Origin of the sequence: Helcobacillus massiliensis (assembly GCF_014191425.1) — a bacterium.
GTDB lineage: Bacteria > Actinomycetota > Actinomycetes > Actinomycetales > Dermabacteraceae > Helcobacillus > Helcobacillus massiliensis.
Genome location: NZ_JACHWP010000005.1, coordinates 25,419 through 49,341, shown reverse-complemented (window position 1 = coordinate 49,341; position 23,923 = coordinate 25,419). Strand labels below are relative to the sequence as shown.

Below are 23,923 nucleotides of genomic sequence, written 5' to 3'. Positions count from 1 at the left end.
GGGTGCTTCGCCGAAGAGCGGACCTCCCCTATCGTAGATCGCGTGAATACGTCGAAGCACCCCAGCGTGGCCGAATTCCGCCTCTCCGACTTCCCAGCGATCCTGTTCGACATGGACGGAGTGATCACACCGACCGCCGAGGTCCACATGCGGGCCTGGGACCGCATGTTCACCGAGTTCCTCACCGAGCGCGGCATCAGCGAGCCGTACACGGATCACGACTACTTCGACTACGTGGACGGCAAGCCCCGCTATGAGGGCGTCGACTCCTTTCTGAAGTCCCGCGGCATCGACCTGCCCTGGGGCGAGAAGACCGATGACCCGTCCACCGAGACGGTGTGCGGCCTCGGCAACCGCAAGAACGACCTCGTCCTCACCCTGCTGCGCGAGGAGGGGGTCCAGCCGTACCCCGGCACTGTGGCGCTGCTCGACTCCCTCAGCGACGACGTGCGCATCGCCGTGGTCTCCTCCTCCCGCAACGCGGAAGAGGTGCTGACCGCCGCCGGTCTCCTCGACCGGTTCGGCGTGATCGTGGACGGCAACGTGGCCGAGCGCGAGGGACTGCCGGGCAAGCCCGCTCCCGACACGTTCGTCCACGCCGCCGAACAGCTCGGCGCGGACCCCGCCGCCGCCCTCGTGGTCGAAGATGCCGTCTCCGGGGTGAAGGCCGGCGCCGCCGGGCCGTTCGCCGCCGTCCTCGGCGTGAACCGCGGCGTGGGAGCAGAGAAGCTGTACGCCGCCGGCGCGACCCTCGTGGTGGACGACTTGGGGGTGCTCGCATGACTCCCCGCCCGCACGACACCACGCACGCGCACCGGCGCGACCCGATGGACCGCCAGCAGTTCCCGGTCGACCCGTGGCGCCTGGTGGAGAGCCGACCCGGTGGCGACCTCGGCGTCACCGAAACGATCTTCGCCTCTGCCAACGGCTACCTCGGCATGCGCGCCACCCCTGAGGAGGGCCGTGACGCCACCGAGCACGGCACCTTCCTCAACGGCTTCCACGAGACCTGGGACATCCACCACGCGGAGTCCGCCTACGGCTTCGCCACCGCCGGTCAGACCATCGTGGGCGTCCCCGATTCGACCGTCATCAAGCTGTACGTGGACGATGAGCCGCTCGTGCTGTCCAAGGCGGACATCCTCGACTACGAGCGCTCCCTCGACTTCCGCGAGGGCGTGCTGCGACGCCGCGTGCTGTGGCGCACCCCCGCCGGCAAGCACGTCCGCGTCACCTCCACTCGCATGGTGTCCTTCACCGACCGGCACCTCGCGCTGATGACCTACGAGGTGGAGATGGTCAAGGGCACCGCCCCCATCCTCATCTCCTCCCAGGTCCTCAACCGCGAGGACCTCGACCGCGAAGCGGGCGGCACCACCGACCAGGGCAGCGCCGACCCTCGCAAGGCCGCGAAGTTCGACCACCGCGTGCTGCACACCGAGCACACCCAGCAGCGGGACGGGCGGATCCACCTGGGCTACCGCACCGCCCATTCCGGCATCGGCGTGTCCGTGGCCTGCGACCACGACGTCGCCACGGCCGACGGGGTCGATGTCGACCTCGCCACCGATGTCTCCGAGGACCTCGGCCGCACGGTGTTCCGGGCGGAGCTCGCGGAGGGTGAGCGCCTGGCCGTGACGAAGGCCGTGGCCTACCACTACGGCTCCCACGCTCCCGGCCGCGAGCTGGCCGACCGCACCGGCCGCACCCTGGACCGGGTCCGCAAGTACGGGTTCGCCCAGTACCACCAGTGGCAGGCGGAGTTCCTCGAGGACTTCTGGAGCCGCTCCGATGTCCGCGTGGAGGGCGCTGAGCACATCCAGCAGGCGATCCGCTGGTGCATCTATCAGCTCGCTCAGGCCGCTGCGCGCGCCGACGGCCGCGGAATCCCCGCCAAGGGCGTCACCGGCTCCGGGTACGAGGGCCACTACTTCTGGGACACCGACATCTACGTGGTCCCGTTCCTGTCCTTCACCTCTCCGGAATGGGCCCGCAACGCCCTGCGCTTCCGCTACGGCCTGCTGGAGTCCGCGCGCCGCCGCGCCACCGTGCTGAACCAGCGCGGCGCACTGTTCCCCTGGCGCACCATCACCGGCGAGGAGGCCTCCGCCTACTACGCCGCCGGCACCGCGCAGTACCACATCGACGCCGACATCGCGTGGGCTTTCAACACCTACACCACCGTCTCCGGCGACCAGCAGTTCATGGACTCCCAGGGCGTGGAGGTGCTGGTGGAGACCGCCCGTATGTGGGCCGATCTCGGCTTCTGGCGCTCCAACGGCGAAGCCGTGTTCTACATCCACGGCGTCACCGGCCCGGATGAGTACACCACCGTGGTGAACAACAACCTGTTCACCAACGTGATGGCGAAGAACAACCTGGCGAAGGCCGCCGAAGTCGTCACCGAGCTCGCCGAGCGCGACCCGGGCGCCTACCGCACCCTGGTGGAGCGCCTGGACATCGACGAGGGCGAGATCGCGGAATGGCGCCACTGCGCCGAGGGCATGTACATCGGCTGGGACGAGAACTTCGGCATCCACCCGCAGGACGACCAGTTCCTGGACCGCGAAGTGTGGGACGTGGCCAATACGCCGAAGGACCGCTTCCCGCTCCTGCTGAACTTCCACCCGCTGGTGATCTACCGATTCCAGGTGATCAAGCAGGCCGATGTGGTGCTCGCACTGTTCCTGCGCGGCAGCGAGTTCACCCTCGAGCAGAAGCGCGCCGACTTCGAGTACTACGACCCGATCACCACCGGCGACTCCACGCTGAGCGCGGTCGTGCAGTCGATCATCGCGGCGGAAGTGGGCCACCAGGACCTCGCGATGGACTACTTCATGGACGGCCTGTTCGTGGACCTCGCGAACCTGCACCAGAACACCAGCGACGGTGTCCACATCGCCTCCGCCGGCGGCATCTGGAACGCCCTCGTCCACGGCTTCGGCGGGCTGCGCAGCGACAGCGAGCAGCTCGAGTTCGATCCGCGGCTGCCGGCGGCCTGGCCGTCCCTCGAGTTCAGCCTGCTGGTGCGCGGCTCCCGCTTCGAGGTGCGCGTCACCGCGGACGAGATCGCCTTCACGCTGCTGGACGGCCCCGAGATCGAGGTCGATGTGCGCGGGCAGCGCGTCCGCGTGACAGCGGACGGCGTCGCCGTCGCCCTGGACGGCCACGGCCCGGTGCTGGCGCCCGGGGAGCTGCGCACGCCGTCCTCCGTCGGGGACGTGCGGGCCGACGGCACCGTCGTCTCCAGCACGGTCCCCGCCGACCCCGAGTCGCCCTGGGAGTATCCTGAGGGCGCACCGTCGGACGCGGAGGGGGAGCCGGACGCTCACACGAGCTGACCCGTCCCACCGCCGCACCGCCGCCGCACTGACCAGTTCGCCCAACCCAAGGATCAACGCTGTGACCTCCTCCGCAACGACGCTGGCGCACCGCCCCGTGCTGTCCGAGCGATTCCTGCCCGCTTCCTCCGCAGCCCGCACCATCGCCCTGGTGCTCGCCGGAACCGCGGCCCTGACGCTCATCTCCCAGGTGTCGATTCCGCTGCCGTTCACCCCAGTGCCACTGACCCTCGCCACCTTCGGCGCCCTCCTGGTCGGCGCGAGCCTCGGCCCGGCGCGCGGCACCGCCGCCGTCGGCCTGTACGCCGTGCTCGCGGCCGTGGGCGCTCCCGTGCTCGCAGGCTGGTCCTCCACCGGTGTCGCCGCCGCCTCCTTCGGCTACGTGATCGGCTACGTGCTCGCGGCCGCCGCCCTCGGCGTCGCTGCCCGTCGCGGCGCTGACCGCTCCGCCTGGCGCACCGTCCTGGCGGCGATCGCCGCCACCGCCCTGGTGTACGCCGCCGGCCTCCCGTGGCTCGCTCTGGCCACCGGCGCTGACCTCTCCACCACCCTCGTGCAGGGCCTCGTGCCGTTCATCCCGGGCGACATCGTGAAGGCCGTCGCCGCGGCTGCGCTGCTTCCGGCCGCGTGGAAGCTGGTGGGCGACAAGCGCGCCTGATTCGCCGCCGCTGAATCGTCGGCATGGGCTCGCAGAAGTCTGAGATCACCGTGAGGCGTCCGCGCCTCACGGTGATCCACGTTCTGCACCGAGTGGGAGTGCGCATGCTCGAAGTGCAGGTGTGGGATGTCGCCGCCACCATGACCTTCTACGCCCTGCTGTCCTCCCTGCCCGCCTCGATCGCGCTGATCTCGATCCTGTCGATGCTCGGCATCGAGGAGCAGAGCGTCAGCGCCGTCGGCTCCCTCATCACCCAGATCTTCCCCACCGCCGACCCGGAACCGTGGGAGCGCGCCGTGCTGACGCTGTCCACCACCGGCGGCGGTCTGCCCGGCCTCGTGCTCGGCATCGCCGGGTCCCTCATCTCCAGCTCGAACGGCGTGGCCGCCTACCACCGCACCATGCACCGGGTGTACAACACCCGCGAGGGCCGCAGCTTCCTCTGGTTCCGCCTCGTGGTGCTCGGCGAAACGGTCCTGCTGATGGTCCTGTTCACCCTCGCGATGATCGTGCTGCTGCTCGGCAACGAGTTCTCCCGCCGAGTCGGCGTCCACATCGGCGTCCCGGAGGCCGCCTTCGACACCTGGAGCATCATCAAATGGCCGATCCTGCTGCTGCTCATCACGGTGCTGATCTCCTTCACCTCCGTGTACGTGCCGAACGTGCGCCTGCCGTACGAGCGGCTCATCACCGCCGGTTCCGCGCTCAGCGTCCTCACCCTGTTCGGGGCGGCAGCGGCCCTCGGCTGGCTGCTGGAGATCATCACCTCCTACGCCCAGATCCTCACCACCCTGAACTCCCTCATCGGGATCCTCGTGCTGGCGTGGCTCGCCGCCATCGTTCTGATCACCGGGACCATCATCGATGCGGAGTTCCTGCGCGCCCGCCAGATCGCCGCCGGCCTGCCCGCCTGGGACCGTCTCTGCCTGGAGCCGGTGCACAGCGGCACGCTGGAGTACTTCGAACGCGATGAGGCGCGGCAGGCCGAGATGTGCCGGAGCGTCGCAGAGTCCGCCCGCACCGGTGAGCCGATCACCGTGCGCCGAGGCGTCCTCGTGGCGGAGGCGGACCACTGGCTCGCTGTGAATCCGCGCCCGGACGACCAGGCTCCGCCGAAGGAATCGGATCGGTCCGGGTAGTCTGTGGACATGACTGACTCTCCGCTCTCCCAGCCCTGCCTGCGCCGCCGCACCCTCGGTGCCCTCGGCGTCACCGGCGCCGCGGCGATCGCGATGACCGGCTGCGGCCCCGACCGCGGCAAGAACCCCGACAAGCCGTCGTCCGTGACCAGTGACGCGTCCGGCCAGGTGAGCCTCGATGAGATCCCGGAGAACGCCACCACCGTGGTGGACTTCGGCGGATCACGCGGCTACGTCGCGGTTGTGCGGGGCTCCGGGGAGGACCTCACCGGCTACTCCGGCTACTGCACCCATCAGGGCTGCGCTCTGTCCCCGCAGGACGAGGTGCTGCACTGCCCCTGCCACGGCTCCACCTTCGAACTGAAGGACGGCACTCCGGAGCAGGGCCCTGCCGTGGAGCCCCTGCCCACCGTGAAGCTGACCGTCACCGATGGCAAGGTGTCCCGCGCTGATGCCTGAACAGACCCCGACTGAGAACAGTGGCCGGACCCGCAGTGCCGCCGCCTCCCGTCCCCGCCGCGAGATCGTCAGCTTCGTGCGCCGCGGCCGCCGCCTCACCGAGGAGCAGACCGAGGCGTGGGACGCCCACCACGAGCAGTACATGCTGGACGTTCCCCAGGGCGAGCGGGACACTCTCATCCACCCGGATGTGCGCCTGGACCCGGTGAAGCTGTTCGGCAACGACAATCCGCTGATCATCGAGATCGGCTCCGGTCAGGGCGACAACATCGCCCAGGCCGCAGCGGATATGCCGGACCACAACTTCCTCGCGTTCGAAGTGTGGGGGCCGGGCAACGCCCAGACCGTCGTGCACCTGCAGCGCCTGGGCCTGCCGCAGAACCTCCGCATCCTCGAGTTCGATGCTGAGCACTCCCTGCCCGGCCTGTTGCCGGAGAGCAGCGTGGAGGAGGTGTGGATCTTCTTCGCCGACCCGTGGCACAAGACGAAGCACCACAAGCGCCGCCTCGTCTCCGCCGGTTTCCTGGAGGAGCTGCACACCCTGCTGAAGCCGGGCGGCCGGGTCCGCACCGCAACGGACTGGGCGGACTACGCCAGCCACCAGGCGCACGCCTTCGAGACGGTGGCCGCCCGCGGCCTCTTCACCAACGACCACCCGGACGGCCCGAGGCCGACGGGTTCCACCACTGACGAGATCCCGGAGGACTCCCCCGCCACGGGGTGGGCTCCGCGGTTCGAGCGCCGTGTCCGCACCGCGTTCGAGGGGAAGGCGCTGCGCGCCGGCCGCCTCATCTGGGACCTCTCCTATTCTGCTCAGAAGCCGGCTGCACCGGCGGCGAGCGCAACCGAGGACGGCAGCGCCGCCTCTGAACCCACGACCCGCTGAGCATCCGAGGGGACCTGCCGATGAGCTCCACCCATGACGACCGCGACGACCTGTTCGACCGTGACGACTTCGACGGCCCCGACGACGGCGCGCTCGCCGCTGATGAGGCCGCGCCGACGGGCCGCCGCCGGTCGCGCCGCCGCAAGGGCCTGTGCTGCGGCCTGTCCGCTGTTCTGATCCTCGCGCTGGTCGCCGCCGCCGTGGTGGGCGGCTACTTCTTCTCCCTCAACGACAAGTACCAGAAGAACGTGGACTTCGTGACGCTGGATAAGAAGGACCGCGAAGCGCAGGGCAAGGGCACGAACATCCTCCTGCTCGGCTCGGACAAGCGCAGCGGCGAGGAGGCGAAGACCGTCACCGGTCAGCGCTCCGACGTCATGATGCTGGTGCACATCGATGCGGACAACAAGCACGCCTATGTGCTGTCGTTCCCGCGCGACCTGTACATCGACATCCCCGGCCACGGCAAGGACCGCATCAACTCGGCACTCGCCTACGGCGGTGTCCCGCTGGCCACGCAGACCGTGGAGAAGTACGTGGGAACGAAGATCGACCACGTGGCGCTGGTGGACTTCGACGGCATCAAGAAGATCGTCGACACCCTCGGCGGTGTGGACGTGAAGGTGTCCCGCAGCTTCGAGGGCGACGGCATCCAGTTCACCCAGGGCACCCAGCACATGGACGGCGAGACAGCGCTGACGTTCGTCCGCCAGCGCAAGCAGCTTCCGGGCGGCGACTTCGACCGCAACGCCAACCAGCGCGCGCTGCTCAGCGCTCTGGTCGGGAAGATCCTCTCCGGGGACACCCTGTCCGATCCGAACAAGATCCAGCAGCTCGCCGGCGACATCACCCCGTACATGACGGTGGACGACGGCCTCACCGGTACGAAGGTGGCGCAGCTGGGGCTGGCGAACCGCGGTCTCCGCTCGGAGGACATCACCTACGGCTCCATGCCGCACGGCGACCCCACCACCACCTCGGGCGGTGCGTCCGTGGTGGCGACCGACGACGCCGGAATGGAGAAGTTCCGCACCGCGCTGAAGGAGGACCGCCTGGACGAATGGGCGAAGGAGAACCTCTGAGTCCCGCGCACAGCGCCCGGCCGGGCCCGGCCTCCCGGTGCCCGGCCAGACACGGCGCGTAGACTCTCTCGCGCATCCGGAACCACAGAAGGGCAGATATCCATGGCCAAGCAGAACCACGGCATCGCCACGAAGCTCGCGATGACCGCCGCCAGCGCACTCGCCGGCGTCATCGGCACGAAGCTCGTCAACGGCGCCTGGGGAGTCGTGTTCGGAGAGCAGGCACCGACGTCGAAGGTGCAGAAGGACAACGACAAGGCACTCAAGGAGGAGATGAAGCGCGCCAAGAAGCAGGGTGCGTCGAAGCAGGAGATCCGCGCGATGGAGTCCTCCTACGACGCCCTGCCGGTGTGGAAGATCAGCCTCTACACGGTCCTCTCGGGCGCGGTCATCGCGGCGCTGCAGCTGGCGGCTCAGCGGGGCGCGGAGCGCGGTGCTGACCGTCTGGCGCACCGCCGCCCGCCGATGAACCGCGGCTGACGCCCCGGCATCCGTCGGCCCACCGCGAGCGGATCTCCGCTGAACGGCCCGGTCCCTCGCCCCTGCGCGGAGGTGGCCGGGCCCACTCGTCTGTGGCCCACCTTGATCCCTCCGTGACCTCCAAGTGAACGAGCCGTGAATTCCTCCGATCGGCCCCGTGCAGCCAGCCGCCCCGACGACCGGACCGCTCAACGGACGGATTAGGGTGGAAGGGTGGATCTTCTGTTTCTTCTCATCGCCGGTGCCATCGGCGTCGTCTTCGGCGTGGCCGCCATGGTCGCCCTGCAGCGCAACGACTCGCGCCGCACGGTCGACATGCCGCGCCCGCACCAGGCCGTCGCAGACGTCACCTCCGAGATCCTCACGATCATCTCCACCGCCCACGTGCTGCTGGACCGCACCGGTGACGTGGTCCGCGCCTCGCCCCTCGCATTCAGCTACGGCATCGTCCGCGCCACCAACGGCGACTACCCCCGCCTCGCCTCCCCCGTCCTCATCGACATGGTCACGGACGTCGGCTCCAACGGCGGATACCGCGACCAGACCCTGGAGCTCAGCCGCTCCCACGAAGCCGACGGCACCGGCATCATCTCCGTGAAGATCGGCACGATCGGCGCCGACCACGTGCTGCTGCTCGCGGACGACCTCACCCGCGCCACCCGTGTGGAGGCCACTCGCCGCGACTTCGTTGCGAACGTGTCCCATGAGCTGAAGACCCCCGTCGGCGCCCTCGCCCTCCTGGCTGAGACGATGGAGGACGCCGCCGATGACCCGGTCGCAGTGCGCCGCTTCGCGCAGCGCATGCAGTCGGAGTCGACGCGCCTGAGCTCCCTGGTCCGGGAGATCATCGAACTGTCCCGCATCCAGGGCTCCAGTGCCCTGCGGGACGCCGACGAGGTGTCGATGGCGGATGTGGCCGAGCAGGCGATCGCCGTGAACCAGACGGTGGCGGAGGGCGCCGGGATCCGCCTGGTGAACCAGGCTCTGGACGACCTGCTGGTGTACGGCAACCGCTCGATGCTGATCACGGCGCTGTCGAACCTGATCGCCAACGCGGTCACCTACTCCCCGGAGTCCTCCACGGTCACGATCCGGTCGCGTCGCCACAACGGCATGATCGAGGTGTCGGTCAGCGACCAGGGCATGGGCATCAGCCCCGAGGACCTGGAGCGCGTCTTCGAACGGTTCTTTCGCGTGGACAAGGCCCGGTCGCGTGCCCGCGGCGGCAGCGGCCTGGGCCTCGCGATCGTCAAGCACATCGCCAATGACCACGGCGGCAGTGTGAACGCCCAGTCGGTGCTGGACGCCGGCTCCACGTTCACCCTCCAGATCCCCGAGCTGTCCGTTCCGGTGGCAGCCGGTGCCCGAATGAAGGAGAATTCGTAGCATGGCCCGCATCCTTGTCGTCGAAGACGAAGAGTCGTTCTCGGATCCCCTCAGCTACGCCCTGCAGCGTGAGGGCCATGAGGTGGCAGTTGCGGACAACGGCGTGGACGGTCTGGCGATCTTCAACCGTCACGGCGCGGACCTGGTCCTGCTGGACCTCATGCTGCCCGGCATGAGCGGAACGGATGTGTGCCGCGAGATCCGCCGCACCTCGAGCGTCCCGGTCATCATGGTGACCGCGAAGGACGACGAGTTCGACAAGGTCCTCGGTCTGGAGCTCGGCGCCGATGACTACGTGACGAAGCCGTACTCGTCCCGTGAACTGATGGCGCGCGTGAAGGCGGCGCTGCGCCGCGGCACTGACGCTGCCGGTGCGGCCGCGGATGAGGCGGAGGACGACGGCGTGTTCGAAGCCGCCGGCATCCGGATGGACATTGAGCGCCACGTGGTGAGCGTGCGCGGTGAGCGCGTGCAGCTGCCGCTGAAGGAGTTCGACCTGTTGGAGTTCCTGCTGCGCAATGCCGGCCGCGTGCTGACCCGCAGTCAGCTCATCGACCGCGTGTGGGGCTCCAACTATGTGGGGGACACCAAGACCCTCGACGTGCATGTGAAGCGCCTGCGCTCGAAGATCGAGGAGGATCCGAAGAACCCGCGCACCTTGGTGACGGTGCGCGGGCTCGGATACAAGTTCGAGGACGCCTGACCGGGCCGGCCGGTCACAGCGACGAGGGTCTCACTGCTGGGTGGTGAGGCCCTCGACGTATTCCTTGAGGTACGGCAGGGAGGTGTCGAGGACCGCCACGGTGACGGTGTCCTCGGAACCGGCGGCGGAGAAGGTGACCTGCATGTTGTCACCGGCTTCGATGCCGGACAGCTGGTCGACCTTGATCGCCTGGTGCTCCCCTTCGCCGAGGTCGACGGTGCCGTTGGCGGGGATGGTGACGGTCTCGGAGAAGAGCTCGGTGTCGCCGGCCTTGCCGGTCAGCTGGACGGTCTGCTCCTCGGCGGTGTCGTTGGAGAGGGTGCCGGTGAACAGGCCCGCGCCGTCGTCCGTCTTGATCATCAGCATGTTGCGCAGGCCGACGGGCTCACCCGGACCAGCGGGGTACACGTTCGCGACAGTGCCCTCCGCGGACTGGTAGAACTCGTGGGTCTGAATGGGGTTCAGGTTGCTGCAGCCGGACATCACGACTGCGATGCCGACGGAGGCGACCGCTGCGGCGATGCGGGCAGACGGGCGACGGATCTTCACGCTCACTCCTCGGGAGGGGAAAGGGACGGCCGGGCGGCCTTCGACCTCCCAAGGGTACCAGTATTCTCAGGGCGTCATCGGTTCGACCTGGCATGCCCCGCGCGTGGGCGCCGACACCCCGCCCGGCCCCGTCCTCCCCGCGGGGGCGGGCCGTGGGACGGGCTCGCCGTGATGTGGAGCGCACACCCTAGCACATCGGGGGTTTGCTAGGATAGAGCGGATGAAAGGGGCCGATGACATGAATTTCTCTGTGGGCGAGACCGTTGTGTACCCACACCACGGCGCTGCTCTGATCGAAGAGGTCAACCAGCGCACCATCAAGGGCGTCGAGCGCACCTACCTCAAGCTGAAGGTGGCGCAGGGCGACCTCACCATCGAGGTTCCGGCGGAGAACGCTGAGCTCGTGGGTGTCCGCGATGTCGTGGACAAGAAGGGTCTCGAGGAGGTCTTCGATGTCCTCCGTCAGCCGCACACTGAGGAGCCGACCAACTGGTCCCGCCGGTACAAGGCGAATGTTGAGAAGCTGGCGAGCGGTGACATCAAGAAGGTCGCCGAGGTCGTCCGCGATCTGTGGCGCCGCGACCAGGATCGCGGCCTGTCCGCCGGTGAGAAGCGCATGCTCTCCAAGGCTCGCCAGATCCTCACCAGCGAGCTCGCGCTCGCCGAGGACGTCGACCAGGAGCGCGCTGACGAGATCCTCGACGAGGTCCTCGCATCCTGAGCCCAGCTGACCAGCTGATGACATCCCGTCTGGCATGTGCCGTCAGCGCCGCGAGCGCTGACTCCTCCGACGTTCCCGGAGGGCGCATCCTGGGCGGGATGTCGCTTGTCCAGCGGGCCGTGCGCTCCCTGGACAGCGTGGTGGATCCGTCGGTCGCCGGCGGCCGCGTCGGCCTGATCACGGCCGCCCCCGGCCGTGCGAGCAGTGACCACGCCGAGATCGCGGGGACGGCGGCGCTGGCCGCCGCGACCGCTCACCCGCAGGACGTCTGCCGCGCGCTCGCTCAGTGGGCGCGCCGGCAGGGGGCCGACGGAGTCCTGCTGCATGACGCGGGCCGTCCCCTCACCACCGAGGCGACGGTCCGCTCCGTTGTGCAGGCGTGGCGCGACGGCGCCGTCTGTGCGGTGCCGGGGATCCCGGTGACGGATTCGGTGAAGAGCGTGCGGGGCGACCAGCTGACCAATATCGAGCGGGCGTCGCTGACCGCTCTGCAGTCCCCGATCGTGGTGGATCTGCATCTGCTGGAGCGGGCGCTGGAGCATGAGTGGACCACGCAGTCGGCGGTGCGGGAGATGCAGGCGATCGGCGCTGACGTGGTGGTCGTGGACGGCTCCCATGCGGGTGAGCCGATGACCGATGAGCTGTCCCTGTGGCGTGCGCAGATCGCGCTGGGGCTGGCCCGTGACACGTCCGGGCCCCGTCGGCCCGCCTGAGCGGATCAGCACTCTTCGGCGACCGCGGCCGTTCGCGGCGCCGGATCAGACGCGTCAGCGGCCGGGGGCGAGTCCGTGGGCGCGCACCACGTCGGTGGCGAGCGCGAGGTCCTGCGCGAACGTGATCTTGAAGTTCTCCGCTTCCCCGCGCACCCACTGCACGGGGGTGGTGGTGTACCGCTCGATGCAGGAGGCGGTGTCGGTGCCGGCGAACCCGTCGCGGGCCGCTGCTTCGTAGGCCTCCAGGAGCGCATCGGCACGGAAGCCCTGCGGGGTCTGCACCCGGATCAGGTCGCCCAACGGCTGCTCGGCGGCGAGCCGGTCCGCGCCGTCGCTCGGTGCGAGCGCCGCGATGTCGTCCGCATGGAATCCGGGCAGCGCCCCGCCGTGGCGGCGCGCCGTGCGCAGGACCGTGGCGATGAGGCCGCGGGAGACGAGCGGCCGGGCGGCGTCATGGATCAGCACGGTGTCCACCGCGCCGCTCTCGATGCGGTCCGCGAGGTGGCGCAGCGCCTGCAGCTCGGACTCCTGGCGGGTGGCGCCGCCGCCGATGATCTCCACACGCCGCTCCCCCAGTTCGCGGGCCACCGTGTGCTCGGCGTGGTCGCGGTCTTCGGGGCGGACCACGAACACGAGGGGGCCGATGCCGTCCACCGCCGCCATCGAGAGCAGGGACCAGCTGGCGATGCTGCGGTGCGCGAGGGTGAGGAATGCCTTGTTGATGCCGGCGCCGAAGCGGGACCCGCTGCCGCCGGCGAGGACCACTCCGGCGGCGAGGGGCCGGTCAGCGCCGCCGCGAACAGGTGGGCTCGGGGCAGGCGCAGCAGCGGGGCGGTGGTCACTCACCCCTCCAGTGTAGGCGGCGAGCGCATCCAGAGGCGGGCCGCAGCGGTGGGCGCACGTGGTCGGGTCCACTCGCGCCGGTTCACACAGTGTCATAGGGTGGGGAGAACCACAGCGCTCCACTGCCACGTCCACGCTTCGCGAAAGAACCCTGTTGCTCACGATTGCCATTGTCGGGGGATCCGGTGTCGCCACCTCGGTGCGCCTGACCCAGGAGGTCCGCCGTTGCCTGGCCGAACGGGACATCGCCGCCCGTGTCCGTCAGGCCACCGTGATGGACCTTCTCTCCCCCTATTTCAGCGCGGACATCGTGGTCTCCACCGTGGAGCTGCCCGAATCACTCGGGATCCCGGTCGTGTCCGGGATGCCGCTGCTGCTGGGCACCGGTTCCGACCACGTCATCGATTCGCTGGTCGATCTGATCCGGGCGCACGGCGCCGCCTAGACTGACCTGGTTCCCCGTCCCCGCTGTGGAAGGACTCCCATGGCCCACCCGCGCATCGGCATCGGCACGGACGTGCACGCCTTCGCCGCTCCCGATTCCGACCGTCCCCTGTGGATCGGCGGTGTCCTCTTCGAGGGCGAAGTCGGCCTCGTGGGCCATTCGGATGCGGACGTCGCCGCCCACGCCGTCTGCGATGCCGTGTTCTCCGCCGCCGGCATCGGCGACCTCGGCTCCAACTTCGGCACCGATGACCCGGAGTTCGCCGGCGCCTCCGGGCAGCGCCTCGTCCGCGAAGCCGCCCGCCGGGTCCGCGCCGCCGGCTTCGAGATCCTCAACGCGTCCGTGCAGGTGATCGGTAACCGACCGAAGCTGGCGCCCCGTCGGCAGGAGATGACCGAGGTGCTGAGCGAAGCGCTCGGCGCACCCGTGTCCATCGCCGGCACCACCACGGACGGGCTCGGCCTCACCGGCCGCGGCGAGGGCGTCGCCGCCGTCGCCACCGCCCTCGTCCTGCCCGAAGGAGGCACCCCGTGAGAATCGAATCCCCCGCCGACGTCACCGCGGACGCTATCGACCAGGCCGCGGAGATCCTCACCGGAGTCGTCCGCCGCACCCCGCTGGAGCGCTCCCATCGGCTCTCGGAGATCGCGGGCCGCAACGTGTTCCTCAAGCGGGAGGACCTGCAGTCGGTGCGCTCCTACAAGATCCGCGGCGCCTACCTGTTCGTCGCGGGCCTCGAGCCGGAACAGCGGACCGCCGGTGTGGTGACAGCCAGCGCCGGCAATCATGCGCAGGGCGTGGCGTTCGCCTGCAACCGGCTGAAGATCCAGGGCCGCATCTACGTCCCCACCCGCACCCCGAAGCAGAAGCGGGAGCGCATCCTCGCCATCGGCGGCGAATGGGTGCAGCTGGTCCTCACCGGTGACACGTTCGACGACGCCGCTGAGGCCGCCCACACCGATGCGGAGCGCACCGGCGCCACGATGGTGCCGCCGTTCGACGACCCGACTGTCATCACCGGTCAGGGCACGGTGGTGCGCGAAGCAGTCGCGCAGGCCCGCGAGCAGTTCGGCAGCGAGATCGGCACTGTCGTGGTGCCCGTCGGCGGCGGCGGTCTGATCGCCGGTACCGGCGCGTGGCTGCGGGAGCGCATGCCGTCGGTCCGCCTCGTCGGGGTGGAGCCCGCCGGTGCCGTGTCGATGGCGACCGCGGTGCGGCAGGGCAAGCCGGTCACCCTCGCGGAGATCGACTCGTTCATCGACGGCGCCGCGGTGCGCCGCGCCGGCCGCGCCAACCTGGAGCTGGTGGACCGAATCGCACCGGAGCTGATCGCGATCGAAGAGGGCGCTGTCTGCACCGAGATGCTGAACCTGTACCAGGTGGAGGGCATCATCGCGGAGCCCGCGGGTGCGCTGGCGGCCACCGCGGTCGCCACCCGCGCCGTCCCCGGGGAGGCAACGGCTGAGGGGCAGGACCCGTCGGCCGCCGCCCGCCCCGAAGGGGAGGCCGACGGGGACATCCTGGTGGTGGTCTCCGGTGGCAACAACGATGTGTCCCGCTACAACGAAGTGGTGGAGCGATCCCTTGTGCACGAGGGACTGAAGCACTACTTCCTGGTGACGTTCGCGCAGGAGCCGGGCGCGCTGCGCCGGTTCCTCGACCAGGTCCTCGGCGAGGGCGACGACATCGTCCTGTTCGACTACATCAAGCGGAACAACCGTGAACAGGGGCCGGCGCTGGTCGGCATCGAACTGGGCGCCCGGGAGAACCTGGAGCCGCTGCTGGCACGGATCGCAACGTCGAACATGCCGATCGAGCGGATCGACCCGATGGACCCGATGTACCGCTACCTCACATGACGCGGATCGTGAACGTCGTATCGACGACGTCCTCGCCGGGCCTGGCGTAGGTCTGATCGCACGTCCCGTTCTGGTCGGGCCGATCGCGGAAGCAGTAGACCACCCGCAGATCGACCGTGCCGGCAATGCCGCCGTTCGCCCACACGTGCAGGTAGGAGCGGCCTCCGTCGCCACCGGCGCGGCCACCGGCGCCGTTGTTCCGCTCCTTCGAGACGTGGCGGACCCGAGCTTCCAGGATGCTGTCGCGGTAGACGCCGTCGACGGCTCCGACGATGCTGAAGCCCTTCCCGACGGACGGGTGGGAGACACCGAGGTCGATGAGGGCGTTCTCCCGCTTCCAGAGTTCGAGGGGGCCGCTGACATCGCTGTGCAGAACCGGCTCCACCTCGCTGGGCACCCCATCGAGCCCGGGCCGCTTGTCGCTGGGCGCCCCCTCGAGCCCGGGCCGGCTGCCGCGGGTGATGCCGAGCATGCCGCAGCCGGTGGTCGCAGTGGTGATGCCCAGGGCGCCGACGGATGCGAGCAGCATGCGGCGGTTCAGGTGCGTCGTGTCCATCATGCTCACTCCTCCACCCGGACGCGGAAGGTCTCATCGGTGAGTCCTTCGGCGCTGCCCACCCGTTTCTGGTCGCAGGAGCCGTTCTGGTCCGGCGCGGACTGGAAGCAGTAGAGCACCCGGACCTCCTGCTCGCCGGGGGCGGTGCCGGTGATGGTGAGGACGCTGTGGCCGCGGTCCCCACCGGGCTCAATCGGCCCCGGGTCAGCCGAGATGTGGGTGATCTCGGCGCCGATGGTGGGATCATCGATGCGGGAGCTGTGGCGCTGATCGCCGATGACCACGTAGTACTGCATGCCCACGGACGGGTGGGAGTGCCCCAGTTCGATGGAGATGCTCTCCCCGATGCCGAGCTCGATCGGGTCGGGGACCTCCGTCAAGGGGATGCCGCGCACGGTGGGGGCGGGTGACGGTGAGGGGGTCGCGGGGTCGGTCGGGGCGGCGCCGCTGGGGCCGGTGGTGGGCCGACGGGTCCCGCATGCGGCGGCGAGCGCGAGGATGCTCAGCGATGCGCAGGCGCCGAGGAGGCGGCGTCGGTGGAGGCGGGGGTCCGCAGTGATGTCCATGCCCCCGAGGCTAGGCGCTGGCTGCACCGGCCGCGAGAGGCAGAACTCCCCGGGCCCTCCTGCTCAGCGGCAGGGTCCGGGGAGTTCTGGTGCCTGGGGTGGGGCTCAGTCGCGCTGGCGGCGGGCGTCCACGGCGGACTGCACGATCTCGGCGAGGGTGTGCTCGCTCTTCCAGGACAGCTCCTCGCGGATGCGGTCGGTGGAGCACACCAGCTTCGCGGGGTCGCCGGGTCGACGCTCCACGATCTCGGGATTGATCTCGGTGCCGGTCGCGTCCGCGATGGCGTTGATGACGTCCAGGACGCTGGATCCGGTGCCGGTGCCGACGTTGAACACGCGGTGCTCGCGGGTGTCGCGCTTGAGGTAGTCGAGCGCGGCGATGTGCGCTTCGGCGAGGTCGAGGACGTGCACGTAGTCGCGGATGCAGGTGCCGTCGGGAGTGTCGTAGTCATCGCCGAAGACCTTCGGGCGGTCACCCCGGTCCAGGGCGTCCAGCACGATCGGCACGAGGTTCATCACCAGCGTGTCGGCGAGCTCGGGCCACCCGGCGCCCGCCACGTTGAAGTAGCGCAGGCCGACGGTGCGCATGCCGTGCGCGCGCTCCGCGTCCTTCAGCATCCACTCCCCCACGAGCTTCGAGGCGCCGTAGGGGTTTATCGGCTCCGGCGTGAGGTCCTCCTGCACCAGGTCCACATCGGGCATTCCGTAGACGGCGGCGGAGGAGGAGAAGACGATGTCGCGCACCCCGGCCTGGGCGGCGCCGTCCAGGACGTTGGCCAGGCCTGCGATGTTGTCCCGCCAGTACATCTCCGGGTTCGCCACCGATTCGCCGACCTGCTTGTGGGCGGCGAAGTGGATGACGGCGCTGACGGAGCGCTCCCGCATGACGCCGGCGAGCTCCTCGGCGGCGCCGGTGCGGGTCACGTCGATCTCGACGAGGGGCACCTCACCGAGCCGGGAGCGGAAACCGGTGGAGAGGTCGTCCACCACCACGACGTCCTGTCCACGGTCGGCGAGCAGGCGGGTCACATGGGAGCCGATGTAACCGGCTCCTCCGATCACGAGAGTTGTCATGTCCCCTACTCTACGGGCGCGGTCCGCACCCGTTCCGCAGGAGCACGCACCGGCTCTGTAAAAATGCGGTGTGGATTCGGCGACGGGCCGATGGTGAGCCGTCGACCCGGACGTATGATGGCCGAATGAGCGAGAATCCTCCCTCCGGCCGCCCCGATCGGCCAGGTGACGGTCAGCGCCGCGCCCCGAAGCGGCGCGGGCGCCGCGCAGCTTCGACGGGTCTGCGCTCCTCATCGACCCCGATGATCTGGCCCGGCTCCCCCAACGGCCGTCGGGCCCGCGCGACCTCCCAGGAGTCCAGCGCCGCCGGTCGGACCTCCCCGCCGAGCCCACCCGCCGCCGCTGAGACGGACGCTGCCGCGTCGAGGCCGAGCGCGCAGGCCGCGTCAGCTCTGGCCTCCTCACACTCCTCACCCATCCCCCCGGCGCCCGGAGCGTCCGACGGCCCCATCCCCGTGCGCCCGAAGCGGGGCCGCCGCCGTGCCGACGTCGCTCCGCCCGTCGAACAGAAGACCATCAGACTGCGCCCGATCGAGGACCAGGAGCCCCCGCGCCGCGGGTCATCCGCGCTGCGCCGCGCAGCCTCAGGCGGTGCCGGCCGCGGCGGATCCGGTGGACGCGGCGGAGGCCGCGGTCCAGGCGGCCCCGTCAGCCCCGATGGCTCCAGCGGCCAGGGCGGCTGGGGTGCCCGCCAGCCCGGCGAGGGCTCCCTGCGCCGCGCCTCCCTGTGGACCGCCGCCAGCGGCCTGATTCCCGGCCTCGGCCTGCTGCCCACCCCGCTGCGGGTCCTCGGCATCATCACCGCAGCCGTGTTCGTCATCACCGTCCTCAGCGGCCTGGTCTGGCTGCTGGCCGGTGACCCCACCGCGACCCTGATCGGCTTTGCGTTCAAACCGTGGTTCCTCACCACCGCGATGATCACGATCGCGCTCGTCGCCGTGATCTGGCTCGGTCTGCTGTGGCTGACGAACAACCACCACAACCGCAAGGAGCGGCTGCAGGGGCCTGCGCGCTCGGCGTCGCAGGCGCTCGCGTTCGCCCTCGCCATCGCGATCGGCCTGCCCGCGATGCACGCCGCGCACACCCTGTGGGCGGCGAACTCCCTGATCGGCGGCGACTCGTTCATCCAGGCGAAGAGCGGCAAGAGCGGCGAGGACGCCTGGAAGAACGTGGACCGCGTCAACATCATGCTGCTCGGGCAGGACGCCGGCGCGGACCGCAACGGCACCCGCCCGGACACCATCATGGTGGCGTCCGTGGACACGAAGACCGGCCGCACCGCCCTGTTCTCCATCCCCCGCAATCTGCAGTACGTGCGGTTCCCGAAGGGGTCGAAGCCGGCCGAGGTGTTCCCCAACGGGTTCGACTACTACGGCAAGAACCAGAACCTCATCAACGCCGTGTGGACCTGGGCGGAGGACGTGCGCCCCGATCTGTTCCCCGGTGACCCGAATCCGGGTCTGACCGCGACCACGATGGCGGTGGAGGAGACCCTCGGGCTGAAGGTCGACTACTACGCGATGGTGGACCTGCGCGGCTTCGAGCAGATGGTCGACGCCATCGGCGGCATCGACTTCGAGGTGGAGCGGAAGATCCCGATCGGCGGCGGCGCCGCGAAGATCGACGGCTACATCCAGCCCGGCTGGCAGCGCCTCGACGGCTACCACGCGCTCTGGTACGCCCGCAGCCGAGAAGGCTCCAGCGACTTCGACCGCAACTGCCGCCAGCAGCGCATCGTCCGCGCGGTCGCAGAGGAAGCGGACGTCCCGAAGATCGCCCTCGCCCTGCCGCGTCTGCTGAACGCGACCGGAGACTCCGTGGTGACCGATATTCCGGCGGACCGCCTGGATGCGTTCGCGATGCTCGCCATGCGGATCCAGAAGGGCGGGTTCGAGTCCTACCCGATCAACCCGTCGGTGACGCCGTCGGGCAACCCGGACTTCGACTACCTGCACCGCTGGGTGCAGGAGTCCATCAAGCATTCGATGGAGACCGCGCCGGAGACGGCGCTGGGCACCAAGGAGAAGGACACGGAGAAATCCGCGCAGCCGTCCCCGAAGGATTCAAAGGACGCGAAGCCGGCCACCACGAAGCCGGCGGACGGCGCGTCCAAGGAGCCGAGCGAGTCCTCGAGCCCGTCGGCCGAGCCGACGGAGTCGAAGTCGCCGACGCAGTCCGCTTCTCCGAGTGAGTCCGCCTCCACCGACGCCGGTTCCACGCCGAAGAAGAAGGATGAGCGGAAGGTGGAGCTGCCGGAGGACCCGCTGAAGTCCTGCATGCCGGGTGACACCGACCCGTACAACTGATCCCCGTTACCTTGTGAGCACCCCGATGGACGGGGTCTGGTCGCTCGGCCGGGTATGGCTTTGTTGCCCTGCCATTGATGGTCCGGGGGGTGTTGCCGCCCGGTCGAGAGACACGCGTTGACCGCTGATAGGGACACGGCCCAGCTCTGTCTGAGGTCTCTTCGTAACGTGGGTGCCGGCATCGGGTGTCGAGACTGCGGCCAGCAGTGATGAGGAGGACAGCGTCATGAACACAGGGTTCGCGGTCGTGATCGGCCTGGACGTCGGGAAGACAGCTCACCACGCGTGCGCACTCGACCCGGAGGGGAACAAGCTGTTCGACAAGCCCCTCCCGCAGGACGAGACCAAACTTCGCGAGCTGTTCACCCAGCTGCAGAACCACGGCGAAGTTCTGCTGGTCGTCGATCAGCCGAACACCATCGGAGCGTTGCCGATCGCGGTGGCCCGGGATACCGGCTGCACAGTCGCCTACCTTCCCGGATTGGCGATGCGGAAGGCCGCGGATCTGTATCCGGGCAGGTCAAAGACTGATGCGCGGGATGCTTTCATCATCGCCGACACGGCCCGCACCATGCCTCACACCCTCCGGCAGGTCGATCGTGACAGCGAGGTCCTCTCCGCGCTGAAGGTTCTGGCCGGGTTCGATGAGGACCTCGCTCACGAGACCACAAGGGCGCTGAACCGGATCCGGTCCCTGCTCACCCAGATCCACCCCGCGCTCGAGCGCGTCTTCGCAGGCGGGAAGCTTTCCACTGGGCTCGTGCTGGACCTGCTGGAGAAGTTTGGCGGACCCACCGGCCTCCGAAGTGCCGGCCGAGGGAAGGTGCTGCGGTTCGCCCGCGCGCATTCACGCCGCGACCCCGAGACGCTGGTCGAGCAGATCTTCACAGCCCTTAGCGAGCAGACCGTCATCGTGCCCGCCACCGCAGCGGTTGAGCTGGTGATCCCCCGAGTCGCTGGCCAGGTTAAAGAGCTGAAAGAACAGCGCGCGACCGTGGCCCACGAAGTGGAGGGCATGCTGGAGGACTTCCCTCTCGCCTCGGTCTTGATGAGCATGCCGGGGATCGGCATCAAGACCGCCGCCCAGATCCTCCTCGCGATCGGTGATGGCTCCGCGTTTGAGTCCGCCAGCCACCTCGCGGCCTATGCCGGGATCGCGCCGGTCACCCGCAGATCAGGCACCTCGATCCGCGGAGAGTTCCCCGCCCGGTCAGGGAACAAACGCCTGAAGAACGCCCTGTTCTACTCCGCCTGGGTCGCCTCCAACCACGACCCCATCTCCAAGGCCTACTACGATCGCAAACGCGCCGAAGGCAAACGGCACAACGCCGCCGTGATCTGCCTAGCCCGCCGCCGCTGCAACGTCATCTACGCCATGCTCCGCGACGGCACCTACTACCAGCCACCGACAACCGCCCCTACCCCCGAGCCGACCGCTCTCGCGGCTTGACTCGAAACATAGGGACACCCCCCACCGCATCGCAATCTGAGGCCCCCATGACCACCCCCATCCCCCGCCACCGAGGAGACCAACCGATGATCCGACAGCGAGCACTCACCACGATCGCGATGGCCTCCCTCCTCGCTCTCCCCCTCGCCGCCTGCACCAGCAGCAACGGCGAGGAGGACCCCACCACGACGGCCACCAGCCAGGAGGCCCCACCCACGGCCGACCCCGCCGACGCCACACCCCAGGAGCGCATCACGGCGTACTTCAACGAAGCGGATGCCGCCGCTGCCGAAGGCTGGCCGGACAGCTCATACAACGACGAGTACCTCGTCCCTGAGCTCGCCGAGCAGGTGAAGACGGAAGACGCGGAGAACGCTGAGACGGGGGCGATCATCACTGGAGAGCGCAAGCTCTCCGATTGGACGGTCGTCGAGGAGGCCGACACCACCGCGACCATCGAGTTCTGCGAGGACGGCACGGACATGCAGGCCACCAAGGATGGCGAGCCGTACGACATCAGCAACGAGCCGGGTGAGCCCAGCGTTGCCCAGTACAAGCTCGTCCGTGACTCCGCGGAGGGGCCGTGGATGATCGAGCAGATGGGGTACTACGAGGAGGGGACGACGTGCGAGGCACACTTCGGCGGCTGACCGTCAGCACCGCAGCAATCACAGCATTCACGCTCACCACTGCGCCGGCCTGGGCCGACGACGGGGTCAACTGGCGCGGTGACGGTTCCAAGGGCACCGTCACAGTTGAAGTGGAGGATCCCGGCAGCGGCGGCGGAAAGTCCTCCGGTGGGGGTGGCAGCTCGTCCGGCGGGGGAAATTCGTCGGGTGGCGGCGGATCTTCCAACGGGGGGAGCAAGTCCTCAGGCGGCAGTGGGAATTCCTCCGGGGGCGGTGGTGGAGGTGGAACTACCTCCGTCAGCAACGGTGGCCGAACCAGCGTCGGGAACTACTCGAGCGGTTCGCCGTCCTCGGTGTCCTCGAGCCGCCCGGACAACGTCGAGATCCTCGACGACGGCTCCCGAGCCACTTACCAGCCCGAAGGCGCGTACGTGCAGGGGCAGAACGGGGGACCCACCGCCTTCTTCGACGGCATGACCCAGGGCCAGCCCGAGCCGGCGGATCCGGCAGCGCCGGCGGCTCCCGCTCCGGATCCCGCGCCTCAGGAGGGCGGCGAGCCGGCCGCGCCTCAGGTGGATCCTGCCGAGCTCGCGCAGACCGCGGTCTCCCAGATGGGGCTGGAGGCTCCGGAGATCGCCTCGACACCGAACGACACCGAGACCCTCGGCGCCGTGGGGCTGCCGGTGTGGCTGTGGGTGGCCAACCCCGGAGAGACCACGACGGGTCCGAACACGACCAGCGCGTCCGCCGGAGCGGTGACCGTCACCGCGACGGCCAAGTTCACGGGCATGTCGATCGACATGGGCGACGGCACCACGATCGAGTGCGACGGACCCGGGACCGAATACCCCGGCACCGGAATCGACCCCTCCCCCGACTGCGGCCACGTCTACGAGCAGATGAGCGATGAACAGCCCGATGGGCTGTACACCGTGAACATCACCGCGCACTGGGGCGTCGAGTGGGAGTCGAACACCGGTGAGACCGGCACGATCCCCGTCGAGCTGACCACGTCCAAGCAGCTGCGCATCGGCCAGTACCAGACCGTCGTCACCGACGTGTCCTGACCACCCCGACCTCCTGGGAGCACCGATGAACGTCACCGACCCGATCACCAGCGCACACCTCGGATTCGGCGAGCCGACCGGCAACCGCAGGGAGGCTGTCACCACGGTCCGCCTGACCCATGCCAGCGGCCAGATCGAGGACATGTCGCTCACCGAGGAGGTCACCCACGTCGGGCCAATCGAGGGCCTCCTCCTGCTCACCGATCGAGCCACAGATCAGGGCCAGGGGTTCCCCTTCACCTACGAGGCCACCAAGGACCTCACCCTCGAGGACTACATGGATCCGCGGCCCCGGCCAGCGAGCTGATCCATCCGACCAGAGATACCCAGTCCAGGCACGCTGATAGGAGAGCACGATGCCCGAGAACCTCGACATCCAGGACGGGCCCACCTGGGCGCTCGCTCGCGAGGAGATCGTCACGTACCCGATCGGGCACGGCCGCGATCTGATCCTGGTAGCGACCTTCGCGCGCACGGTGCGCTCGGGGAGGATCTTCCGACGCTCCACCGAGCAGTTCATGCACCTGTCGATCCCGTTGAAGGTCGGCGATTGGACGACGGGCAGCACGATGACGAACTTCGCCGAGAGCCTGTCCGCCGAGCTGTTCAAGGACCCCGCGACGAACGCCCTGTGCAACCGCTGGTCGGACGAGTTCACCCGGGACAACGGCTACGTCGCCCACCCACTGCTGGCCCGGACCAAGGAGCCCCCGGTCATCAGCCAGGACATCCTCGTCGACGAGAACGGGGAGGTCTCGAACCACCTGATGAGGAAGTCGAAAGGCAACCTGGCAGTGATCAGCTGGTACAACTACAAGATCAACGACGTCGCCGGGATGATCCAGGGGGACACCTCGTGCCTCCTCCTCAACGATGAGGAATCGGCCGAGTACGCCGACCGTGTCGATCCGTCGTGGCGAGCTCGTGAGAAGGCACTCCGCGCGGACCGTGACGACAACATGCGCCTGTTCTTCGAGCGCTTCGGCATCGAGTGACCTCGCGGATCCCCTC

General features: G+C 69.2%; 26 protein-coding genes. 21 read left to right on the top strand and 5 right to left on the bottom strand.

Going from position 1 to position 23,923, the window contains the following annotated elements:
- Window positions 1-42 precede the first annotated feature (42 nt).
- The 10 genes from FHX50_RS08560 (at window position 43) to FHX50_RS08515 (ending at window position 10,134) form a co-directional block, all read left to right on the top strand.
- Window positions 43-783: an HAD family hydrolase gene (locus FHX50_RS08560; protein ID WP_285262518.1), complete on the top strand. Its 741-nt coding sequence runs from the start codon at window positions 43-45 to the stop codon at window positions 781-783.
- A complete protein-coding gene (locus tag FHX50_RS08555) occupies window positions 780-3,341 on the top strand; it encodes a glycoside hydrolase family 65 protein (protein WP_183376604.1) in 2,562 nt (853 codons plus the stop codon). Before FHX50_RS08560 ends, FHX50_RS08555 begins: the two co-directional genes overlap by 4 nt.
- Before the next feature lie 61 nt (window positions 3,342-3,402).
- Entirely contained in the window at window positions 3,403-3,999 is a 597-nt protein-coding gene (locus FHX50_RS08550) for a biotin transporter BioY (RefSeq protein ID WP_259924099.1), read from the top strand.
- A gap of 23 nt (window positions 4,000-4,022) precedes the next feature.
- On the top strand, window positions 4,023-5,138 hold the full coding sequence (locus FHX50_RS08545) for a YihY/virulence factor BrkB family protein (protein WP_183376602.1): 1,116 nt from the start codon (window positions 4,023-4,025) through the stop codon (window positions 5,136-5,138).
- Window positions 5,139-5,147: 9 nt separating this feature from the next.
- Window positions 5,148-5,597 carry a QcrA and Rieske domain-containing protein gene (locus FHX50_RS08540; protein WP_183376600.1) on the top strand — a complete coding sequence of 150 codons (450 nt, stop codon included), beginning with the start codon at window positions 5,148-5,150 and terminating at the stop codon, window positions 5,595-5,597.
- Window positions 5,590-6,483 carry a tRNA (guanosine(46)-N7)-methyltransferase TrmB gene (trmB, locus tag FHX50_RS08535; RefSeq protein ID WP_183376598.1) on the top strand — a complete coding sequence of 298 codons (894 nt, stop codon included), beginning with the start codon at window positions 5,590-5,592 and terminating at the stop codon, window positions 6,481-6,483. Before FHX50_RS08540 ends, trmB begins: the two co-directional genes overlap by 8 nt.
- A 20-nt stretch (window positions 6,484-6,503) precedes the next feature.
- On the top strand, window positions 6,504-7,565 hold the full coding sequence (locus FHX50_RS08530; protein ID WP_183376596.1) for an LCP family protein: 1,062 nt from the start codon (window positions 6,504-6,506) through the stop codon (window positions 7,563-7,565).
- A 102-nt stretch (window positions 7,566-7,667) separates the two neighbouring features.
- A complete protein-coding gene (locus FHX50_RS08525) occupies window positions 7,668-8,045 on the top strand; it encodes a DUF4235 domain-containing protein (protein ID WP_183376594.1) in 378 nt (125 codons plus the stop codon).
- Window positions 8,046-8,258: 213 nt separating this feature from the next.
- Window positions 8,259-9,431: a sensor histidine kinase gene (locus tag FHX50_RS08520; RefSeq protein ID WP_343064073.1), complete on the top strand. Its 1,173-nt coding sequence runs from the start codon at window positions 8,259-8,261 to the stop codon at window positions 9,429-9,431.
- Window position 9,432: 1 nt separating this feature from the next.
- Complete coding sequence (locus tag FHX50_RS08515; protein WP_183376592.1) at window positions 9,433-10,134, top strand: response regulator transcription factor; 702 nt, start codon at window positions 9,433-9,435, stop codon at window positions 10,132-10,134.
- Between the two features lie 30 nt (window positions 10,135-10,164).
- Here FHX50_RS08515 and FHX50_RS08510 read toward each other — a convergent pair whose 3' ends face one another.
- Window positions 10,165-10,683 (bottom strand): hypothetical protein, encoded by a 519-nt coding sequence (locus FHX50_RS08510; RefSeq protein ID WP_183376590.1) that lies wholly within the window; start codon window positions 10,681-10,683, stop codon window positions 10,165-10,167.
- Between the two features lie 238 nt (window positions 10,684-10,921).
- Here FHX50_RS08510 and FHX50_RS08505 point away from each other — a divergent pair, with 238 nt between their 5' ends.
- The gene (locus tag FHX50_RS08505; RefSeq protein WP_183376588.1) at window positions 10,922-11,404 is read left to right on the top strand and encodes a CarD family transcriptional regulator; all 483 of its coding nucleotides are present in this window, start codon (window positions 10,922-10,924) and stop codon (window positions 11,402-11,404) included.
- Between the two features lie 98 nt (window positions 11,405-11,502).
- A complete protein-coding gene (locus FHX50_RS08500; RefSeq protein ID WP_183376586.1) occupies window positions 11,503-12,117 on the top strand; it encodes a 2-C-methyl-D-erythritol 4-phosphate cytidylyltransferase in 615 nt (204 codons plus the stop codon).
- A 54-nt stretch (window positions 12,118-12,171) separates the two neighbouring features.
- On the opposite strand, the gene FHX50_RS08495 is transcribed toward FHX50_RS08500, so the two are convergent.
- Window positions 12,172-12,963: an IspD/TarI family cytidylyltransferase gene (locus FHX50_RS08495; protein ID WP_239375910.1), complete on the bottom strand. Its 792-nt coding sequence runs from the start codon at window positions 12,961-12,963 to the stop codon at window positions 12,172-12,174.
- Window positions 12,964-13,114: 151 nt separating this feature from the next.
- Between FHX50_RS08495 and FHX50_RS08490 the strand changes: the two genes are divergently transcribed.
- From FHX50_RS08490 to ilvA, 3 genes are read left to right on the top strand one after another with little or no spacing between them, the layout of a single operon-like run.
- Window positions 13,115-13,405, top strand: a complete 291-nt coding sequence (locus FHX50_RS08490; protein ID WP_183376582.1) for a PTS sugar transporter subunit IIB — start codon at window positions 13,115-13,117, stop codon at window positions 13,403-13,405.
- A gap of 39 nt (window positions 13,406-13,444) precedes the next feature.
- Entirely contained in the window at window positions 13,445-13,939 is a 495-nt protein-coding gene (gene ispF, locus FHX50_RS08485; protein WP_183376580.1) for a 2-C-methyl-D-erythritol 2,4-cyclodiphosphate synthase, read from the top strand.
- Window positions 13,936-15,264, top strand: coding sequence for a threonine ammonia-lyase IlvA (gene ilvA / locus FHX50_RS08480; protein ID WP_415829931.1), 1,329 nt, complete (start codon window positions 13,936-13,938; stop codon window positions 15,262-15,264). Before ispF ends, ilvA begins: the two co-directional genes overlap by 4 nt.
- On the opposite strand, the gene FHX50_RS08475 is transcribed toward ilvA, so the two are convergent.
- From FHX50_RS08475 to galE, 3 genes are all read right to left on the bottom strand, one after another.
- Window positions 15,257-15,823 (bottom strand): hypothetical protein, encoded by a 567-nt coding sequence (locus FHX50_RS08475; RefSeq protein ID WP_183376578.1) that lies wholly within the window; start codon window positions 15,821-15,823, stop codon window positions 15,257-15,259. The two genes, ilvA and FHX50_RS08475, sit on opposite strands and share 8 nt — an antisense overlap.
- Before the next feature lie 2 nt (window positions 15,824-15,825).
- Window positions 15,826-16,386, bottom strand: a complete 561-nt coding sequence (locus FHX50_RS08470; RefSeq protein ID WP_183376576.1) for a hypothetical protein — start codon at window positions 16,384-16,386, stop codon at window positions 15,826-15,828.
- A gap of 105 nt (window positions 16,387-16,491) precedes the next feature.
- Window positions 16,492-17,460, bottom strand: coding sequence for a UDP-glucose 4-epimerase GalE (galE, locus tag FHX50_RS08465; protein WP_183376574.1), 969 nt, complete (start codon window positions 17,458-17,460; stop codon window positions 16,492-16,494).
- Between the two features lie 125 nt (window positions 17,461-17,585).
- Here galE and FHX50_RS08460 point away from each other — a divergent pair, with 125 nt between their 5' ends.
- The 6 genes from FHX50_RS08460 (at window position 17,586) to FHX50_RS08435 (ending at window position 23,907) form a co-directional block, all read left to right on the top strand.
- Window positions 17,586-19,766, top strand: a complete 2,181-nt coding sequence (locus tag FHX50_RS08460) for an LCP family protein (protein ID WP_183376572.1) — start codon at window positions 17,586-17,588, stop codon at window positions 19,764-19,766.
- A 226-nt stretch (window positions 19,767-19,992) separates the two neighbouring features.
- Window positions 19,993-21,216 carry an IS110 family RNA-guided transposase gene (locus tag FHX50_RS08455; protein ID WP_183375244.1) on the top strand — a complete coding sequence of 408 codons (1,224 nt, stop codon included), beginning with the start codon at window positions 19,993-19,995 and terminating at the stop codon, window positions 21,214-21,216.
- An 86-nt stretch (window positions 21,217-21,302) separates the two neighbouring features.
- A complete protein-coding gene (locus FHX50_RS08450; protein ID WP_183376570.1) occupies window positions 21,303-21,866 on the top strand; it encodes a hypothetical protein in 564 nt (187 codons plus the stop codon).
- Window positions 21,867-22,198: 332 nt separating this feature from the next.
- The gene (locus FHX50_RS08445) at window positions 22,199-22,912 is read left to right on the top strand and encodes an ATP/GTP-binding protein (protein WP_089066501.1); all 714 of its coding nucleotides are present in this window, start codon (window positions 22,199-22,201) and stop codon (window positions 22,910-22,912) included.
- 25 nt (window positions 22,913-22,937) lie between these two features.
- Window positions 22,938-23,219, top strand: coding sequence for an RNA-binding protein (locus FHX50_RS08440; protein ID WP_183376568.1), 282 nt, complete (start codon window positions 22,938-22,940; stop codon window positions 23,217-23,219).
- 49 nt (window positions 23,220-23,268) lie between these two features.
- Window positions 23,269-23,907: a hypothetical protein gene (locus FHX50_RS08435; RefSeq protein ID WP_183376566.1), complete on the top strand. Its 639-nt coding sequence runs from the start codon at window positions 23,269-23,271 to the stop codon at window positions 23,905-23,907.
- Window positions 23,908-23,923: the final 16 nt, after the last annotated feature.

What these genes read in the sequence shown, in the direction of transcription:
- FHX50_RS08470 (WP_183376576.1), bottom strand. Translation starts at nt 16,386, where the DNA reads ATGGACATCACTGCGGACCCCCGCCTCCACCGACGCCGCCTCCTCGGC.
- FHX50_RS08440 (WP_183376568.1), top strand. Translation starts at nt 22,938, where the DNA reads ATGAACGTCACCGACCCGATCACCAGCGCACACCTCGGATTCGGCGAG.
- FHX50_RS08525 (WP_183376594.1), top strand. Translation starts at nt 7,668, where the DNA reads ATGGCCAAGCAGAACCACGGCATCGCCACGAAGCTCGCGATGACCGCC.
- galE (WP_183376574.1), bottom strand. Translation starts at nt 17,460, where the DNA reads ATGACAACTCTCGTGATCGGAGGAGCCGGTTACATCGGCTCCCATGTG.
- FHX50_RS08515 (WP_183376592.1), top strand. Translation starts at nt 9,433, where the DNA reads ATGGCCCGCATCCTTGTCGTCGAAGACGAAGAGTCGTTCTCGGATCCC.
- FHX50_RS08460 (WP_183376572.1), top strand. Translation starts at nt 17,586, where the DNA reads ATGAGCGAGAATCCTCCCTCCGGCCGCCCCGATCGGCCAGGTGACGGT.
- FHX50_RS08455 (WP_183375244.1), top strand. Translation starts at nt 19,993, where the DNA reads ATGAACACAGGGTTCGCGGTCGTGATCGGCCTGGACGTCGGGAAGACA.
- FHX50_RS08475 (WP_183376578.1), bottom strand. Translation starts at nt 15,823, where the DNA reads ATGATGGACACGACGCACCTGAACCGCCGCATGCTGCTCGCATCCGTC.
- FHX50_RS08530 (WP_183376596.1), top strand. Translation starts at nt 6,504, where the DNA reads ATGAGCTCCACCCATGACGACCGCGACGACCTGTTCGACCGTGACGAC.
- FHX50_RS08540 (WP_183376600.1), top strand. Translation starts at nt 5,148, where the DNA reads ATGACTGACTCTCCGCTCTCCCAGCCCTGCCTGCGCCGCCGCACCCTC.
- FHX50_RS08435 (WP_183376566.1), top strand. Translation starts at nt 23,269, where the DNA reads ATGCCCGAGAACCTCGACATCCAGGACGGGCCCACCTGGGCGCTCGCT.
- trmB (WP_183376598.1), top strand. Translation starts at nt 5,590, where the DNA reads ATGCCTGAACAGACCCCGACTGAGAACAGTGGCCGGACCCGCAGTGCC.
- FHX50_RS08450 (WP_183376570.1), top strand. Translation starts at nt 21,303, where the DNA reads ATGATCCGACAGCGAGCACTCACCACGATCGCGATGGCCTCCCTCCTC.
- FHX50_RS08555 (WP_183376604.1), top strand. Translation starts at nt 780, where the DNA reads ATGACTCCCCGCCCGCACGACACCACGCACGCGCACCGGCGCGACCCG.
- FHX50_RS08500 (WP_183376586.1), top strand. Translation starts at nt 11,503, where the DNA reads ATGTCGCTTGTCCAGCGGGCCGTGCGCTCCCTGGACAGCGTGGTGGAT.
- FHX50_RS08545 (WP_183376602.1), top strand. Translation starts at nt 4,023, where the DNA reads ATGGGCTCGCAGAAGTCTGAGATCACCGTGAGGCGTCCGCGCCTCACG.
- ispF (WP_183376580.1), top strand. Translation starts at nt 13,445, where the DNA reads ATGGCCCACCCGCGCATCGGCATCGGCACGGACGTGCACGCCTTCGCC.
- FHX50_RS08505 (WP_183376588.1), top strand. Translation starts at nt 10,922, where the DNA reads ATGAATTTCTCTGTGGGCGAGACCGTTGTGTACCCACACCACGGCGCT.